At 52.0% G+C, this 18,485-nt stretch carries 10 protein-coding genes; 4 read left to right on the forward strand and 6 right to left on the reverse strand.

Features of this window, described 5'->3' with window-relative positions:
* Positions 1 to 266: 266 nt before the first annotated feature.
* Positions 267 to 2,861 (forward strand): GNAT family N-acetyltransferase, encoded by a 2,595-nt coding sequence (locus HXY34_04790; GenBank protein NWF95434.1) that lies wholly within the window; start codon positions 267 to 269, stop codon positions 2,859 to 2,861.
* A 64-nt stretch (positions 2,862 to 2,925) separates the two neighbouring features.
* Here the strand turns inward: HXY34_04790 and HXY34_04795 are convergent, their stop codons facing one another.
* The 3 genes from HXY34_04795 to HXY34_04805 form a co-directional block, all read right to left on the reverse strand.
* Positions 2,926 to 4,119, reverse strand: a complete 1,194-nt coding sequence (locus tag HXY34_04795) for a glycosyltransferase family 4 protein (GenBank protein ID NWF95435.1) — start codon at positions 4,117 to 4,119, stop codon at positions 2,926 to 2,928.
* 20 nt (positions 4,120 to 4,139) lie between these two features.
* Positions 4,140 to 5,165, reverse strand: a complete 1,026-nt coding sequence (locus HXY34_04800) for a peptidoglycan bridge formation glycyltransferase FemA/FemB family protein (protein ID NWF95436.1) — start codon at positions 5,163 to 5,165, stop codon at positions 4,140 to 4,142.
* A gap of 66 nt (positions 5,166 to 5,231) precedes the next feature.
* Complete coding sequence (locus HXY34_04805) at positions 5,232 to 6,116, reverse strand: hypothetical protein (GenBank protein ID NWF95437.1); 885 nt, start codon at positions 6,114 to 6,116, stop codon at positions 5,232 to 5,234.
* A gap of 537 nt (positions 6,117 to 6,653) precedes the next feature.
* On the opposite strand from HXY34_04805, the gene HXY34_04810 reads away from it, so the two are divergent.
* Positions 6,654 to 7,649 carry an SDR family oxidoreductase gene (locus tag HXY34_04810; protein NWF95438.1) on the forward strand — a complete coding sequence of 332 codons (996 nt, stop codon included), beginning with the start codon at positions 6,654 to 6,656 and terminating at the stop codon, positions 7,647 to 7,649.
* Between the two features lie 120 nt (positions 7,650 to 7,769).
* Complete coding sequence (locus HXY34_04815; protein ID NWF95439.1) at positions 7,770 to 8,507, forward strand: glycosyltransferase family 2 protein; 738 nt, start codon at positions 7,770 to 7,772, stop codon at positions 8,505 to 8,507.
* 36 nt (positions 8,508 to 8,543) lie between these two features.
* Here the strand turns inward: HXY34_04815 and HXY34_04820 are convergent, their stop codons facing one another.
* Positions 8,544 to 9,695 (reverse strand): glycosyltransferase family 4 protein, encoded by a 1,152-nt coding sequence (locus HXY34_04820; GenBank protein NWF95440.1) that lies wholly within the window; start codon positions 9,693 to 9,695, stop codon positions 8,544 to 8,546.
* Between the two features lie 513 nt (positions 9,696 to 10,208).
* Here HXY34_04820 and HXY34_04825 point away from each other — a divergent pair.
* A complete protein-coding gene (locus tag HXY34_04825) occupies positions 10,209 to 14,345 on the forward strand; it encodes a hypothetical protein (protein NWF95441.1) in 4,137 nt (1,378 codons plus the stop codon).
* Positions 14,346 to 15,125: 780 nt separating this feature from the next.
* Here the strand turns inward: HXY34_04825 and HXY34_04830 are convergent.
* Both HXY34_04830 and pyk read right to left on the reverse strand, forming a co-directional pair.
* Positions 15,126 to 16,469, reverse strand: coding sequence for a nucleotide sugar dehydrogenase (locus HXY34_04830; GenBank protein ID NWF95442.1), 1,344 nt, complete (start codon positions 16,467 to 16,469; stop codon positions 15,126 to 15,128).
* 353 nt (positions 16,470 to 16,822) lie between these two features.
* Positions 16,823 to 18,265, reverse strand: coding sequence for a pyruvate kinase (gene pyk / locus HXY34_04835; protein ID NWF95443.1), 1,443 nt, complete (start codon positions 18,263 to 18,265; stop codon positions 16,823 to 16,825).
* Positions 18,266 to 18,485 lie beyond the last annotated feature (220 nt).

The raw sequence follows: 18,485 nt of genomic DNA on the forward strand, positions 1-18,485 counted from the left end.
ACTCTGGTCATCAGACCAACAAGGCAGCGTGAGGCACATCCACTGAGTTCGACCACTAAACCTATCAGGGCATGGGTGACAGGAGTGAATAGGCTCTCTTCAAGCCACACCTTTTCTTCTCGATGGCAGAACAGGACTCGAAGGGATAGACCAAGTGAGCCGAATTCACAGTCGCACACGACTGCAGTCGTGGCGGACAAGACTCTACCGATGAGTGGCAGTGTGAGAGTCGAGTTGGCATGGCCACTTTAGGAGGGGCTTCCAAGTTGACTCACGGGGTCGACCCGGCAACGCAGTCTGAAGGCACACCATCCCACACGGCAGTGATGGTTAGGGGTGTAATGCTCCTGACCGCAGGGAACATCATGAGCATGGTCCTGTCAGTACTTACAGCAGTTGTTCTGTCCTTTCTGATACTGCCGTCGTCATTGGGCATTGCATCTGTCGTCCTTGCCTTCTCAGCCCTTTTCATGCAGGTTTCGGACTTTGGGGTCTCGACAGCAGCAGTCAGCCTGAGCAGAAAGCAGTTGCAGCTGGGGCTGCCGGATTCCCAGATGCTGGGTAGCTATATCCTGCTGAAGATGTCATTGGGGTTCATCTGGACACTGGTGTCGATAGTTGCAGCCACCGTGCTCATCATGTCATGCTCCTTCTGCTACTCGACTGTATTGCTAATTGCCTGCCTTGCAGTATTCGGCAATGCAGCAGCGACAATGACGAACACCGTAGCATATTCACACTCACGATTTGATGTTGTACTTGTGAACGAGATTGTCCGGAAGATAGTCGTGCTAGCGTTCCTCTTGATACTGGGCCAACCGCTACAAGCCGTAGGTTATGTCGGAGGAATCGCTGCTTCTGGTTTCGCTGGCTGCTGGTTGTCTCTGTCATACTTGCATAAATCTACAAGAGCCCCTTATTCGGCTGGCTTCTCCCTCGCAGTCTTCAGAAGCAACGCAGGAAAGATGGTTCGGTTTGGATTTCCAATCTTTCTGTCGTCGCTTCTGGAGTACGGTCATTCAACAGTCCCCATATTATTCCTTGTAGTTTTCACTTCTGAAACAGAACTAGGACTGTTTGGATTCGCTCAGACGTTGATGGGCTTCATTCTCATGATGACAGTCAGTGTCGCAAATACCTTATTGCCAGTTCTCTCCTCAATTTCGAGTCCAGTCCAGTTCAGTACTTTGCTATCCAGATCAAATCGCCTAGTCTTGACCTTCAGCACTCCGGCCGCACTCCTAGTCGCTTTCCAAGGCCCCCTGATCATGTCGGTATTTGGTCCCCAGTATGCTGCCAGTGCCTCGATACTCTATGGGTTCGTTCTTCAGACTGCATTCTTTCCCATATTCCACAATCTCAACTCTGCCATTGCAGCTTGGGGAAGGCCACGAATAGCCACCATTAGGTCGTTGATGGTGCTCGTAGTCAACGTAGTGGCGTGCTATCTTCTGGTACCACATCTGGGCGGTCTTGGTGCCGCCCTTGCATCATCAGTATCACTTGTTACTGGAATCTGGATTGGCGGGTACTTGCTCAATCAGGAGAACCAGCTGTTTGATACTTCATATGGCGCAGCTGGGAGGGCCGGGGTAGCACTGCTACCAGGACTTGCAGTCTTGTTCATCTTGGAACGCAATCACTGCCCAATTCCCGTTGTTGGACTGGCCTTCTTGACGGTAGTGGTCACCTATCCCCTAGTTGCGGGAAGGCTCCGACTTATCGGGCATCGTGACTTGGACATAATCGACGAGATGCTTCGCAAGAAATGGCCCGGAAGAGTGTTGCGGCGTCTGATAGCCGCATACCGTAGATTTCTGCCAACGGATTGGCGATCGGACTCAGTACGGTTCCGTGTCGACCGCAGTGTTCTGAACCGCATCATCTCAATTGCTGCAAATGGCAGACCATACGGCGAGCAGTTCTTCGTGGCTGATTCCAAAGATGGCTGGAAACATGTCTACATGGGCGGTTCTGTTGTCGAGAATCCGGCCGCAGTTCGCTCTGGCGAGTGGTGGGTAGTCCGAGGGTCTGAGATTCCGAGTATCATATGTGGGCGCTTGGGTTCATCATGTCAGTACGTAGGCGTTCTGTTTTCCTTGGTCAGCACAAAACTCATCAGAGTCTACTCTCTTGGTCTAGCATCTACTAGTAGCTTCAGATGGGTTGTAGGGACCCACCTGAAGAGAAGTACCGAGTGGACGCATCCTCTTCCAACAGCTGACTCGGCGTCTGTTGTCCATCTGAGTTCAGTTCCTGTCATTGCTGCTCCAGTTGTCTATGTCATTCCTAGTTGCTTGTGGCACGGCTTCCTCCTCTTGCTTGATGTCCTGCACGGAGTGAAGGGATTGGGAAAGGTCTTCCACAGCAGTGCAACGACCCCCAAACAGGATGTGGTTCTGCGATGTAAAACAGCGCGTTGTCCGACTGCTATGGAGTCCTTTGCAGACACAGCTTCTTCAATCACTGACACAGTGAAACGACTGGAGGAAGCCCGGCGTCTTGTCATTGTGTGTGAGGCATGGATGAAGGGCGTCCGCATTGGTACAGCCAAGGCTGGATATGACACTCTGACCAATGAGTGGTGGGTTCATGACGTCTATGTGCGGAAAAGGTATCGTCGAATGGGAGTTGGTCGCCGGCTTGTTCAGCTTGTTCTTGCCCGCCTCCACACGAATTGCCTCAAGCGTGTGTTCATTTCCGTGAACGTCAACAACACTGCCGCATATACTCTCTATCGGTCCTTGGGATTCTCCCGTGATACGGAGTGCCAGCAGTTGGAGTGGTGCTTGAATCTCGAATCAGGCATGACCCCCATCGATAAATCGGTCCGGCGAATCGTCATGAAACTGAATCTGTGACTTTATTTGACACCATCCGGGTGCTGCCCGAGCTGGTGCGCCATGTGCGACAAGTGGCTGCGTACTATGCCGCAATCGCCCTTTGAAAGACGCTCAGATATGTTGTTCCTGCGGTTTCGAGATTGAACATCTCAAGAGCTCTCTGGCGTACAAGTCGAGCCAGGTCCCCTGCTTCTGGGTACTCACTTAGTTTCACCATCAAGCATGCAAGCTGATCTTCATCTTTTGGACGGAAGAGCAGATGTTCAAGCTCTGGACCAAACACCTCTCGATTTCCCGGAGTATCAGAAGCAATCACTGGCTTTCCGCATGAGAATGCTTCAACGACAACCCGGGGGAATCCCTCAACTGGCGATGGTAGTACAAGTGCATCGGATACTGAAAGGCACTCTGGAAGATGCTGGTTTGGCACTGAGCCCACGAATCTGATTACATCCGTCAGACCGAGAGTGTCGGCCATCCTGCGGTACTCCGAAATGCGTCTTGTTTCGGCAGCTGGACTGTGTGGGTGACCCCCTACCATAAGGAGGCGAATCCTGGGGTTCTTGTTCCATGCGCTGGCGAACGCTCGAAGCAGGATTGAAACACCCTTCTGCTCGGTGAGTCTACCCACATAGATGAACACGAAAGCGTCCTTTGTGTACCCCATCTTCCTTCGCCTCTCGTCACCACTCATGGGTACGAAGAGACTCGTGTCTACATAACCATGCACCACACATATCCTATCAATGGGGACTCGCACTAATCTAGCGTAGGTGTACTTCATCTCCTCTGTCCCCGTGATGAGAACTGTGGTATGCCTAAGTGGGACGATGAAGAGCAGCCATCTGATTACGTATGCTGCAAGGCTCCTGAATGAGCTTATCATGGTGGGGCCCGCTTTCAACTCCTCTCTTTCGTGTGTGTCCAGACCACAATGCCACAACACAGTTCTCCTCGAAGTCAGAAACCCCGCGACGACCGTGGCGAGCAGCACTTTACCGACGATGTGACCATATAGGACACTAATCGAGTACTGCCTGACCGCTCTCACGATTCCGACCACCATTGTCAATGGTCTTGCCATGCGGAAGCGAGAATGAGGCAGCTTTACCAAGGTGACATTCTTGTGGACCGCGGACAGACAGAAACATATCAAAGGGGCAATCAAGAAGACCCTCACGCCCCTTCGCGCAAGTTCATTGGCAAGGTCGACAATATGCCTATACGTACTGGCATCGCTGTCGACAAGCCGTTCAACAATCAGACCTATACGCACACCTGCCTTCCTCCTGGGCTCTAGATTGGACTTAGCCTTTTCACTAATGGACTCCTCTCAATGATTCTTATGGATGCTGAACCTGCTCTCTGTGGAAGAACGCTTCGTCCCATGACCCTCGTACTAAGTCCAATGAACGTTGTGAATGGCTGAAGTCTGCAGCCAAAACCCATCTTGAACTGGGTTATTCTGCGCAATCTCGGCTCTTGGAAATCTGCCCCGAACATGTTCAATCTGAGCTGACCGTTCTCATGTCCGTACATGATTGCCGCCCACATTATGGCATCCATCGGTCTATACCACTGACTGCTTCTGTCCATGGCGCTTCCCAGGTACCCCACCTCCGCGTCAGTTATGATGAAAGCGGCTGCTCCAAGGAGTCTTCCATCGGCTCTTGCAGTCACAATGTGTAAGAGGCCTGCGCGGAGTGCAAGTCTATAGGACTGAACATCTCGCTCTCTCAGTTCTCCATAGTAGCGTCCCTTTAGTGACAGATACTGCTCGAAGCTTTCTGCCGACTGAGAATGGTGGACCTCTACCCCTCTCTTTTCAGCTTGTCTCACAGCATTCCTAGTCTTCTTGTCGAGTCCCGCCCATAGTTCTTCTTTGGTACGATTCAGCGCCAGCACAGGTGTAACTCTTGCCTTTGGAACAAAGCCCAGTTTCAACAAGGTTTCAGTCAGATGTTTATCTGCCGAATGGATGTGCACAGCCCACCCATCAATCTGAACCATGCTCTTGGACTCGGGGCACATTCCAGGGATTCTAGTCACTGCTGCTGCTAAGATGTCGGCAGAACGTTTTGTGTCCTGTTGCGACTTCGGAACAATGAGTGGACTTCCCTCAAGCCCGCCCAAGACGAACACTCGTCGACACCAGAGGGGTGTGTGGCCTGCCCATATCAGTCTGCCGAAGACCAATGCAGCCGTTCTGCCCTCATGCTCTACTATCAGTCTGAGTGGGCATGAATTGCTGACTTGTGCGCGACTCTGAATCCAATCATAGTTCGAGGCAATCTCACCCTGACGGCCCATTCTCGCGAGCAAGTTCTCCCACATGCTGCGGCTTCTACAGACTCTCATTGATACTGTTTCTGTCAGGGCGGCGACCTCCTACAGATGTCCTGTCAGTCTATATCTGAGCGCCAAGATTCTAGACCCTATCGACCGGACAAGACGGTAGTGCTTCCGAGGAGATCTCCATCCAAGAATACTCCCTAACACGTCTGGTGCATCCAACCAGTACGGTTCAATACTCAGTCCTTTCCACCGGTCCCCCATTTCGGAAACCGAGAAGCTCTCATATTCGTACTCGCTCAGAACCGCAGCGAGCTTATCAAAACGTTCTACAACCCATCCCCTTATTGACTCGCCGTTTTCAGTCACTGGTTTCCAAGAGTGGGTGGTTACATAGGCAATTACCGGACGGTCCATAACTCTCGACAGGTCACCAAGATACTTCAGTCCCCGAATCATCGCCTTCTCCGCCGTCTGTCTCTCTCCTGCTTGGTTCGGCCAATAGTTCAGACACAGTCTGTAGTTTGTTACGGGGATGACCAATACAGAAGAACTCCCTCTTCTTGTGACATCGTGGGTACTTGGGAAGTACGGAGAGTCGGGCAAGTCGTACCATCTCATGTTCGCGACACGAGAGTTCTTGACTGGCGAGCAGTCGTAGTCAATCTGCAGTCGCTCCAGTACGTTTATCGTGGAGGTAGTGGTGAAGTACCATCCGGCCCTGAACACTCGTACGCGGTGTCCTGCATCACAGAGTGAAGACGCACCTGAGGAGATTTCGTCATATCTTACCTTTGAATCAGTAGAGGTGATATGCGAATGCAATCCTATCTCGTAGCCTTCATCTGACAATGCATCCACTATGCTTGGATATCTCAATGATATCTTCAGATTCGGATCCGCCTGTTCCTGAATGTGAAAGGTCGCTCTGAGGTCCAGCCTGCGAAACACGTCCGCAAGCAGGGCAGTTCCTTTTTTCAAAGCTGGGTTGTGCGCCGAGGCCACGCAGTTACCGAACCTGAAGGAGTCAAACTCCGTATCTACGTCCACTACTACCCAAAGAGGCACACTACTCAGCTCCGTCGATGGCTGTCCTCCAGTCGCGCATCAACTCACAGTTAATAGTCTTGTTCTACGGCCGGCCCTGTTGCAGATGTCAGGTCCGGAGTCTGCAGAGGTGCCAGCATTGCCTGACTTGCAACGAGTGCGGACACTGAAAGCCACCCCTGTGTCAGTCTTACCCATACTGCAAGTGGTCATCACCACCTGCGCAACAGAGTTTCCGCGTCCGGTACTTGAGATTCGCTCCACCTTCTGCAGACCACATACTCCGCAGCTGGACCTCTGCACCAAACCGATTCAACCAGGTGCGGCACCCAGAGAACCCTTTTAAGACGACGCCAGTGAAGAGGATGTACGGAAGTCCAACTCAGGACACGGGCGCCCTTAGTACGAGTTTCCCGAGACCATGAGTATTGCTCGCTATGGACGGAGTTCCCTGAGAGGTTTTATCAGAACATGGAACTGGAGTATACGACTGCGCTAGTGACCGGGGGTGCCGGGTTTATCGGGTCGCACCTGGTGGATAGACTGCTGGACATTGGTTTGGCTGTGAGAGTTCTCGACGACATGAGCAACGGTCACGAAACCAACATTGAGCGTTCCCGTCAGAGAGCAGGATTCGAGCTTGTTGTTGGCGATGTGAGAAGCCAAGAGACGGTTGAAAGCGCGACGAGAAACATAGATGTGGTGTTTCATGAGGCAGCGAAGGTCAGTGTCATGCACTCTGCAAGAGACCCCCGTCTGTATTTCGACGTGAATGTCATGGGGACCCTGAACTTACTTGAGGCCTGCAGAAGGAACGACGTACGAAAGTTCGTTCAAGCATCATCATCGTCTGTGTATGGCAACACGCCTGTCCTGCCCAAGTCGGAAGTCATGCCCACTTCGCCCATGTCTCCCTATGCAGTAACGAAGCTTACACAAGAAACACTGGCTCTCTCATTCTGTCACACATATGGCCTAAACACAACTGCATTGAGATACTTCAATGTCTATGGGCCGCGACAGCGAGGCGGGAGTTATGCGGGGGTCATTTCAATATTCATATCTCGTGCTCTAGCGGGAGATCCCCTACCAATAGAGGGTGATGGCATGCAGAGCAGAGACTTCACCTATGTATCTGATGCTGTTCAAGCGAACATACTGGCAGCGGCCAGTGCCATTTCCAAGGGGCGTGTGTACAATGTGGGGGGAGGAGGTCGAATAACCATCGAGAAGCTCGCAGATGCCGTCATCAGTCATACCCAGTCCAAGTCCACGAAGGTCTTCGGGCCGCGTCGTCTAGGTGACGTGCAAGACAGCTTGGCGGACTTGAAGCGGATTGAAGCAGAGCTGGGCTACAAGCCTGCTGTGGACATCATGAAGGGACTGGCCGCCACAATCGCTTGGCAGAGAGAGGCCTCTGCGGTGAAGACACAAGTATCAATCGAATCGCAACCGAGAGGCGCATAGAGAGTGGTCGTCGAGTCAACAGAAACAACAGATGATTCATCCACGAGTCAGCCGAGCACGGTTCGGACTCATCATATGAAGGAAATGGGGTCAGTGTCTCACTTACCCGCAGCTCGATGCGTGATAGTCATCCCTGCATTCAACGAGGAGTCAACCGTAAAGGAGGTTGTGAGCTCAGTCCCTCGGAAGATACCGGGAAGCAGTAGTGTTCATGTTCTGTTGGTGGATGATGGTTCATCCGATAACACAGCAAGAGAGGCACTGGAAGGCGGAGCTGACAAGATAATCCGGCACAGCAGGAATATGGGTGTTGCGGCAGCAATCAAACACGGGATTCAATGTGCTCTACAGATGGGCGCTGACGTAATCTGTATGATTGACTCCGATGGCCAATTCCTCCCATCAGAAATACCCTTGGTGGTGGCCCCCATCGTTGATGGAACCGCTGATATTGTGATAGGAAGTCGCTTCAGTTCATCGCGTGTGCCTCGGGGAATCTCCTACATCCGGCACTTGGGCAACAAGATCATAGCCAGAATAATGAGAGCACTCACAATGCGGTCTTTGTCAGATGCAGAAACCGGCTTCAGAGCGATTTCTAGACCAGCAGCGCTTGGCCTCAGGCTCATAGGGTATTTCACTTTTACACACGATATGCTCCTTGATGTTGCAGCAAGGGGTCTCAGGATGAAAGAGGTGCCCGTACGCGTGACGTACCTTCCGCATCGACAGTCGAGAGCCGTGAAGAATACGTTCTACTACTCGCTGAGTTTTCTGTCGATAGTACTACTGAAGTCGATACAGCTCTTCTTCCGGTCACTGACTGGTGAATTATCACATGCCAGAAGGCGTGGGTGAGTCAACACCCAAAGTGCGGGCCAGTCTTTTTGACTCTCAAGATCGTTGCGTGGCGACTGGTTGGTTTCTCTTCTTGTGCTTCAGCAGCCCGAGATAGAGCCGCCTGTGGAGTTCAATGTAGCGGCCAGAGACCTGAGTTGCCCGGCTGCGCGCGGCACCTGCCAGTTCGGCTAGCAAGTGCCGGTTGTCGAGTAGCGAGCGCATGGCTTCCGCAAGTTCGATTGAGCTGCCAGGAGTGACAAGTATGCCGTGAACCCCGTTCTTTACAACATTGGGAACGTCTCCCACCGAGGATACGATGACAGGCATTCCTGTGGCCATCGCCTCAAGCACGGCGGCAGGCATTCCCTCTGTCAGTGAAGCCAATACCAAGACATGTGCAGCATGGTACACAAGTGGCATCTGTGAGTGGCTGAATCGACCCAAGTAGTGAATCTTGTCTGACTCTTTCTGCGCGGCGAGCACCTGTGGAAGGAGCTCTCCCCAACCAGCAATCTGCACCTCAAAATCATCCCGATTGGCTATTGCAGCGATTGCATCAAGAAGAACTCTGACCCCCTTCTCGTGTTCGAGACGACCCACATATAGGAACTTGATTCTTCCGCCATATGTGCGAGGCATTTCGGGCGGAACGAAGGTGTCCAGGTCGACGAAGTTGGGAGTGTGAAATACGGGGCCGCGAGTCAAGACCTTAGCCCGACTGACCAACTCCGAGCTAACGCCAAGCACGAACACTGCCCTCGACAGTATCACACTCTTGAGGAAACGAAGCAATACAAGGACCAGACGGGCGAGAAGTCCGTTCCCATATCTAATACGTATTACAGACTCTTCTGATCCAGCCAACCAGATGGCGTACTTTACACCATCTAGGAGTGCAGCCATGTACGATGGCAGGCCTCCGAGGATGGCATTCTCGCTCCTCACAAAGTCCAGTTCATGCAATCGCTTCAGCTTGCATACAAAGGTACCCATTCTTGTCAGGTCTGTTAGGAGATGAAACAGGGTGGGAATCAGCGAGGATGTCATGTTGAGTGGGACCGTATAGACAAACATGGAGTCGGTGAGTCGCTTGCTTAGGAACTGACCCTCACTATTGTAGCCAATGAAGACCACCCTGTCGAATTCCCGTGACAAGCATGTGGCCTCGCTTATTGGCTTTCCGGGCATCCTATCAAGGTCGTCCAATCTCCACTGGCTCAAGATCCCCATTCTGAGAGGCGCCTTGGCTTCAGACCGTGTCATTGATGAAGCAGCCCCCGTGTAGCTAATAGGACTTTTCATATGCCCCAGTAGTCTGGTACACTCGCGAGACTCGTCCGAAGACCGGAAGGACTGTGGATGCACTTCATGAGTACCCACATGTGTGTGCCCGGAGTGTCATCATGATGAAGCATTCTCTGTGTTTCTTAGGCTATTGTCTGTTTCACATGCGTGTCACACTACGCCAGTGTTCTGAAGCCCTATGCAGGCATTCCATCTTCCATATGCACGGGTCTGTTTCAGGTGCCAACTGCAGTGTGAGGTGAAGCTGCTCTCTTGACTTGATGGAGGGCAATATTTAAGTCATCTGTCTTGATTCGGATGGAATGATGCTCAGCGGGCTCTCTTCCCGCCAATCAGCCTCTAGTCATTAGAGATGGACTGCGATGTGCTGGGGGCTGCAGTGGCCGCGCTTTCGAGTAGTAGGGAGATTGTGACTTGATCGCAATACTCGTGATGATTGGGGTTTCTCTCTCAGCATCGGTGAGCCTCGTCTTGGCGTACAGACGGGAGCGGACCATCTGTTTCGACCTCACTTGGCTACACAACTGCGGTGGTCTGCTCAAGACTCTGCTTTGGAGCCTCTGTATCGCTGTTTCCCTGTTCTACATCTCTCCAAATGGGACAAGTTTCACAGAGTGGGGTCACATCGAGTTGCTGCGTCTCCTCTCCACCCCACTATGTCTGAGTCTCGTCCTCTTCTGGCCGGGGTTCTGTCTCATCAATTCTCTTTCGAGCAGGTGCACAGTTTCCTTTGCAGAACGTGTTGCCCTTTCGGTCATCCTGTCAATCTCTCTACAACTGATTCTCACCTGCTCAAGTAGCATCTTGTTCTCTGGCTATGTCGTGTCCTTCGTTCTAGGTGTCACTCTGGCGATGAACTCGGTTGGCGCGGCACTGGCGACCGTTCATGTATTGTATGAGATGTATAGATTCCGTCGGACAACGTTACCTTCTGCTGGTACGCATATTGTCAATGTGTTGGTCTTCAGAAGCTTGGCCCTGTTCTTCACTGCAGCATACGCCTTAACCGCCATACTTCTCATACAGATGGGTTTCAGCTACGGACTGCACGGAGACATGCTGAGCCACCATGGGGATGCACTCAAGCTCCTAGGCCCTAACAGCGCAATCAACCCCTCCGGCTACTATCCCTGGTATTGGTCGTTGCTGGCTCTCCTCTTCAGCATTTCGCCAATCCCCTCACTGAACACAGTGATTCTGCTGGCTCTTCTTTCCCCGCTCCTATATACCCTTGGGTTCTATGCGGCAGTGGAACGCTTATGGAGAACCCCCCTTCCCTCGGCACTTTTGACCTACCTGTTTGTCACATCTGGCGGCTTCGAATGGATTGTCTGGTTGGTTCAAGTGGTCGGAGCAGATATGAACCCCACTGTGGCAGTGTCGTACACAGCTGCGGCGACAATGTATGGAATCATTTACAGTGGTCTGTCCAACTTCTACTACTTCATGCCCATGACGCTAGGTTATCTGGGGCTGTTTGCCGGCCTCCAAATGACATTCACATTTCTCCGAACAGAATCAGAACATCCGTGGCTGTGTCTATTGCTTGTGCCAATCACCATGGTCCTGCTTCTCTATCATGGACCCGAGTTTGTGTACCTAGAGGTCTTCATAGCGTGTGTTTTCCTACTGAAACCTAATGGGACGGGCTTTCTCCACATTCAGGGAGCTGTACTCCTTGGACTGATTGGTACGCTCCTGCTGGTCCTCCTATCCGGGATGTCTTTTGCCACAATCTATCTATACTCTCTTCTAGGCGCGCTTGGTCTGTTTCTTGGACTTCCCTTGATTCTCCTACTATTCAAGCGACTCTCGGTGGCATGGTCAGCCGTCATGAAACAGCTCCCGATATCATTTTCAACATCCCTGAGTCTGTTCTTGAGGGCAGTGCCACTAGGTGTCTGGGTTTCTGCTGTGTTCTACTTTGCTCTGGATCATCCAAGTTTAATATCAACAATGGCGGGATACTATGAAGTAGTTCCTTGGTATCTGTATCCGATACGTATGGGCGTACTTCTTCTGATGTTCACGATCGTCATTCTAACGTATGGTGATAGCAATCGAAACTTGAAGATATCCTTGTTGCCACTGTTTGCGCTTCTTGCCTTTGCCAAGTTGTCGACATACATGAGTTTCAGTCGTATCAGTGCCTACTTGGAAGCACGTTTCTTGACATCGATCTCCATGGTCCTCGCCTTTTCGTTATCCACAGTCATAGGACAACACTGTCTGAATAGTTCCAGTCGTAGAACCACTACCGCTCTTGTCTTCACAGTGCTTCTCCTGAACCCCATGACTCTGTGTCTTCAGGTCTACTATTGGAACGACATGGGGTCCAAGTCTTACACGGCAGTCCCTATCGGTGTTATCGATGGGTTGCAGTACATACGCGACAACGCGTTGCCCGGTGAAGCCGTTCTCGTCCTCAGACAGAGCTATATCCCTCTTCTTGAAGCCATCACCCCACTTGATGGCGTTCCTGTCAGCTGGTTGACCTATGGTTCTCTTGCCGGAAGCGCTAGCCTAGCTAACATACGTGATCCTCTTGCGATGTTCATGCTCTTGGCTAGCTACAACGTCGGTTATGTTCTGAGTGCGCAGTGCGGAAACACGATAGAACCGACATCTGCGATACTTCTGTTTCTACCCTTGCTTCCTAAGGTGTTCGTGAATGACTTTGTGACTATTTATCGCGTGCCGAGTCTTGGTAATCTTGGTACAGGAAATCACTCAATTACCGACATAGGTGGACGCGGTATCGGGTCTGAGCTGGACTACCCTCTCTCTCTCATGGCAGATGGCGACTCGACTTCACTGGAGAACCCTTCATACTGGACGGCGCTTGGTAATGTGACGATTAGTAGTTCGGAAGACTGCCTTTTTGGCTCGAGTAGTCTGCTGCTTACCACACAGACTAACGGCGTAGCCTATCGGCTACTTCCATCCTTGAATGCGAGCTCAGGATTGATGCTCCGCTTCTATCTAAAGTGCAATACTTCAGCATCAGTCATGGTTCGGATAGGCAGTTCCAGTTCGGACTTCTTCTACAGCTATGTAGACACAAACGTACCCAGTTTCAGACTAACATCACTAACAATCGATGAAACGACCTCGATGCGCAGAGCGGGCAATCCAAACCTCAATTCCATAGTCTACCTAGGCCTTCTCGTAATTGGAGAACCTGGTATAGTCCTGATTGATGGTATGACTATCCGCAAGATTGACACAACAACACCAGCCAACTCAAGTCGACTGGCAAGCCTGTTGTTACCTCTTCTCGCATCGGGCACTGAATGTCACTATGCCCTTCATCCGGATACTCATACCTCCCACAGTCTTGTTCTGATTGATGACGACACACCCATCAACATGAGTGCGCACTTTCATGAATGGCTCAAGGATGGCGGGTCGCTAGTTGTCTTTGGAAACGGTCACGACGGATTCGTATTTGACTATCTCAATCTATCATCCAGTGCCCATGTTGACTCCTCCCGCATTCTGAAGATGGGTAACGTGTTAGCGATGCCTTTCACAGTCCGCATTCCGGTCATCGAGTTTGACAACTACAGCATGTATGCACCTGTATCCTACTGGTCTGAGAGCCTTGGTAGTGTGCCAGCTGTCCTAACAAAGGTCATTGACAAGGGTCAGATTCACTACATCTCAGTTGACAGCATACTGGACAATTGGGCGTCGTGCGATAACAAGACTGCGGTACTTGTCCTTCTGAGTGCTATCGTTTCAGACTTGATTCCCAAAGCCAATGTCAGTCAATGGCATTCCCTTTCGGCTCTCAGGAGATATGTAACCCGTGAGCATATTCCGGCCGGATTCTCTCTTGGCAATATCAATCTGCACGGGCCGTTCTCGCTCACGACCTCCTATCTATTCTTGGGTGACACAGCCAACATTTCGTTATTGACTATCATTCAACCTGACAACGAAACCAAGTTCGAGAATGTGAGACTAAGACAGCTGACGTTGCCTGGAATGGAAGCATGCGTGGTACACTCTGAGGGTCCGGCGCAAGTGATTCACACCGACTACGCCGAAACATCCCTCTTTCTGTCCTCCAGCACAGTCACTGTTGTCTTCAACACATCAGACGACAGTCCCGTCTCCTTCGAGTTGTATGATGGCGAGTCTTGTGAGTCCGTCATTCTAACCAATGTTTCATCCATTGTGATGTCCATTGTTGGGGGCACGGCGTTTGCTGCACGATACCCACACGTGAATGTCCCAGGAGGCATGACTCTGTCGAGGCCCTATATACTTGAACAAGTGATCCCGTCACTCACAGCCCGATCCGGCGCAAGCATCAACTTGAGCTGCAACTCAAGTTTCAACTTGCTGTCTCTTGGAAGCCTAGACTACCTAGCATATCTTGAGATTGAGGAAACACCTGACTACTCCTTCGACTACTGGAGTGAATGGTCGAATGCCGAGTTTCCTATCCAAGAGATATCACCTTGGCTATTCCCGGTGACTTCGGTCTTCTTGATATCCCTTGGCATAGCTCTCCCAGTCAATCTGCGTAGGAGAAGAAGATAGCCTGACTCAACTGCCGCATTCTCTGACCTCATGGCACTTGTAGGTGAAGGAGAAGTCGCAGCGGTCACGCAGAAGCTAGGCAATTCATGATTTGTCCTGCAAGGTGCTTGTAATGTCCAGCATCGAAACAATGAGCTTGAGGCGCTCCGATACTGCCATTGGCCTCAAGGACTATTCCCGGTGCGTTCTTCTCGGAGAGCTGGGAATCCTGTGTATCGCTTTGTCAGACTGCGAACTCTCTGAAAGGTCTGTTGCTAGATTCGAGAATGCAAGATGGTTGATTCCATGTACGTGTTGACGTATCGGGTGGTGAGCCAGTATTGAAGTGAGAGAACTGAACCACGCACTCATCAATGACCTTGCTCTCTGGAGGCTATCTCTACTATTCGCGCTTGCATGTGTGCAAATCACAAGCACGGCGGGAGTCCCACTAGCTCCTGCAATCCCTCTGTGCTAGACAGGTGTCCAGCGGTGCTTCTTTCATGTTTCTTGGCATGTCCTCCCGTGACTGGATCATGAGAATAGTGGGATCTCAACACAGAGGTCCTTGAAGACCTGTTCAGCGCTAAGAATGAAGGCGACATTGCTCCTTGTTGAAACCATCTGAGTTCTGTAATCCGGTCTACTAGTCGGTCTATCGAAAGATGCAGGAGCACACAGCTTCTCCATCAGAGAAGACTCGCAGTCAGCGGCAGAGCGAAGCATCCCTTTGGCCAACTGTGCTCCCAAGAACGACTCACAATCACTTGCCAGATAGAGACCACTCCCTGACTCACACAGTCAGTGCTTTGCACCCACCTTTCCCACGCATCGATACTCAAACCCATGTTTCATGACCGCCTCTGTGGTGAACACATTTCTCCCGTCCACGATTATTGGAGTCCGCATTACCAATCTAACCTCTTCCAGATTGAGCTTGACATACTCTTGGTGTTTGGTGACAAGTACCAAGCAATCCGAGCCCCGCGCGGCCTCCGTCAAGTCCTTCATTATCTCTGTTGGGGCCAGTTCCCACTCGGTCACATACGGATCATGGAGCCTGATCTTGACGCCCCTTGACTGTAGTGCCAGTACGAGGGGACCGGCAGGAGTGTTTCTCGTGTCGTCTGAGTTCTCAAGATATGCCACCCCAAGAACAGTGACGATGGAGTTCCTCATCTCACGTCCTCTTGCCGCCAGTGCGTTTTCGATCAGGTAGGCCATATGAAGCGGCATGTGGTCGTTTATCCGCCTTGCCAGCGAGATGAACTCGGGCTCGATCTTCCAGTCTCCGTACTGATAGAGACCGTGTCTGAGGAGCCATGGGTCCTTGGGAAGACAGTGGCCCCCAACCCCTGCTCCGGGTATGTGCATCATCCTGCTGGGCAGTTCGTTGACGAGGGAGATGACCTCATAGACATCCACGCCCATGCTCTCGCATACCATTGCCATCTCGTTTGCAAACGCAATGTTCACATCGCGGAATGCGTTCTCAATGGTCTTGGAGATCTCTGCTGTGAGTGCTGTCGTCTTTCTTATCGGTGCCTTTACAATCCTTGAGTAGAGGTCTGCCGCGCGCTCGGTGCTCTGGGGGTCTACGCCTCCGACCACACGTGGAAGGTTCACAATGTTATGGATGAGCTTACCGGGCATGACCCTTTCATATGAGAAGACAATGCCGAAGTCCGCGCCGGCAGTGAGTCCAGACTCCTCCTCGATGATTCTCTGCACGACATGCTGAGTAGTGCCGGGAGCAACCGTCGATTCCACGACCACCAGAGCACCTCTCTTGATTCGTTTCCCTATCTGGTGACAGACCTCGCGCAGAGAGACATACTGTGGGATGTGCTGTGCGTCCGTGGGAGTCTGCACGTCAATCAGTATGACATCGGCATCACACAAGACGTCGGGATTGTCCGTCACTCTGAACGTGCCCTTGGTATGCACCCTGTGAAGCAGTTCGTCCAGTCCGGGCTCTACTCCCTTGAAGGGCGACTCCCCGGCGTTCAGAGTGTCAATCTTCCAGCCCGAGCGTTCAGACCGCCGCTGGAGCCCGGTGACATCATGACCATCCACATCTGCCAGAAGAGCTGCCACTGGGATTCCCACGTATCCCATTCCTATGACGACAATCTTGGTCACCATCTCACAGTGCTCCTGTGTCTGGGCATCTGGCTTGGTGATTCTGAGAAAAACCTTGTTCTAGGAGACCTACGACGCTGATAGAGGGATGTGAATCAGCACAGACAGAGTCGGAGCACTGGTCAACGGTCGAGAGGAACCTTGGTTCCAACGGCTCTGACGCCATGTGCGCCCTCATTATGGCATCACTCTTCAGAATGCGTTCAGAGTCTATCTTGTAGTCCAACCGGTGTGTCTTGAGCACTCCGGTTGAGTCTGCTGGCCGGTGCAGACAGAGGTGTCTGCATAGGACAGCGAATCATAATGTGGTCATTCTAGTCTTGCCACGCATTGGACCTACCCGAGTGTGGCTGCGGTCATGTGGAGTCTTTCAACAGGTCTCTCACATGAAAAACCCCGAGCACATTCGTTCTTCCCGGGGTGTACTTTGTACCCGAGGTGAAGACGATGTCCTTGCTGCTGTCAATCAGTCCCTTTGCGCAGACTGCCCTGACAGACTCCTTCACGAGGTCGTCGACACTGTCATGTTCCAGGTCGTATCTGACAGGGAAGACGCCCCACAAGAGGCGCATCTTCCTCATGACGGTGGGGTTTCGGGCCACTGCATAGATGCTGCAGGGTGGCCTGAACTTCGACAGCCACCTTGCGGTAAAGCCACTTCTTGTAGCCGTGACGATGCTGTCCACCTTTCCGGGGAGTAATGTGACTGCCCCATATGCCATGTTGGCAATGACCTCGACTATCATTCGCTTGGGTGAAGTGAGGTCAATTGGGTCTACCGGGGTGATTCTCTTCTCAGCATTCGTGACTATGCGATTCATCATCCTCACCGCACCCACGGGGTCGAAGCCTGAGGCGGTCTCAGCGCTCAGCATCACAGCATCTGCCCTATCAAAGATGGCATGGGCGACATCGCTGACCTCCGCCCGCGTTGGCAGTCTCTCGTGGGTCATCGACTCGAGCATGTGTGTCGCCACGATTGTAGGCCTTGCCCAGATGTTCGCCTTTCTGATGAGGTCTCTCTGCAGCACTGGCACCTGTTCTATGGGCACCTCGATTCCCAGGTCTCCTCTGGCCACCATGATCCCATGGCATTCCTCAAGGATGGCGTCGTAGTTGTCAATGGCCAGCCTGTGCTCTATCTTGCATATCAAGTCCGCGTTCTTCGGACCGTTCTCCTTCAGAATCTCATTGACCCTGCGCACCTCTGCCGCTTCGGTCACGAACGAGAGAGCAACAAAGTCCGGCTCCAGTCCTGCCGCAAAGTCGAGGTCCTTCAGGTCCTTCTCAGTGGGGATGCCGCATGAGAGCTTGATGCCTGGTACGTTGACTCCCTTTCTGCTTGAGATTGGGCCCCCGTGTGAGACCTTGGTGACAACTTCTGTACCCTGTACCTTCGTCACTGTGAGTCGCACTATGCCGTCGTTGATAGCAATCATGTCCCCCGGTTTCACATCTCTAACAATGTCCTTGTGCGAGATGGACACCCGCTCAGCATCACCCACAAAGTCCTCTGTTGACAGGGTGAAAGTGTCACCAGTCTGTAGTGTAGCGGGCTCCCTCATCTCTCCAATACGTATCTTCGGTCCTTGCAGGTCCATCAGGATGGCAATGCTCTCGTCTAGTGAGCGGATTGTGTCGAAAGTCTTTCTGTGTGATGCATGGTCATCGTGTGACATGTTGAGTCTGGCCACATCCATGCCCGCCTCAATCATCCCCGCGAGAATCTCCTTGCTTCTAGAAGCGGGACCAATAGTGCAGACAATCTTCGACCGGGTCCTCTCTGACTTCTCCGTCATTGGTGATTTGCCTCTCTGTGACAGAAACAGCGATGGTGCTAATCCTGTGAATGAGATATATGCTCATCGGACACATGAAGACTCAAGCATGCAGATGACCAGAGGTGTCAGCTACGGTCTCATGGTGTGCGGATACACGATTCGTCCCCGTCCCCGTCATGGAGGACGAACATCCGATGCCTATGCCGAACAGTGGACCATCGATGAGTGTGGACCTCGG

Source organism: Candidatus Thorarchaeota archaeon (assembly GCA_013388835.1).
In the GTDB taxonomy this organism is placed as follows: domain Archaea; phylum Asgardarchaeota; class Thorarchaeia; order Thorarchaeales; family Thorarchaeaceae; genus JACAEL01.

Coding starts and splice junctions, on each gene's coding strand:
- HXY34_04810 (NWF95438.1), top strand. CDS start 6,654: ATGGAACTGGAGTATACGACTGCGCTAGTGACCGGGGGTGCCGGGTTT.
- HXY34_04830 (NWF95442.1), bottom strand. CDS start 16,469: ATGGTGACCAAGATTGTCGTCATAGGAATGGGATACGTGGGAATCCCA.
- pyk (NWF95443.1), bottom strand. CDS start 18,265: ATGACGGAGAAGTCAGAGAGGACCCGGTCGAAGATTGTCTGCACTATT.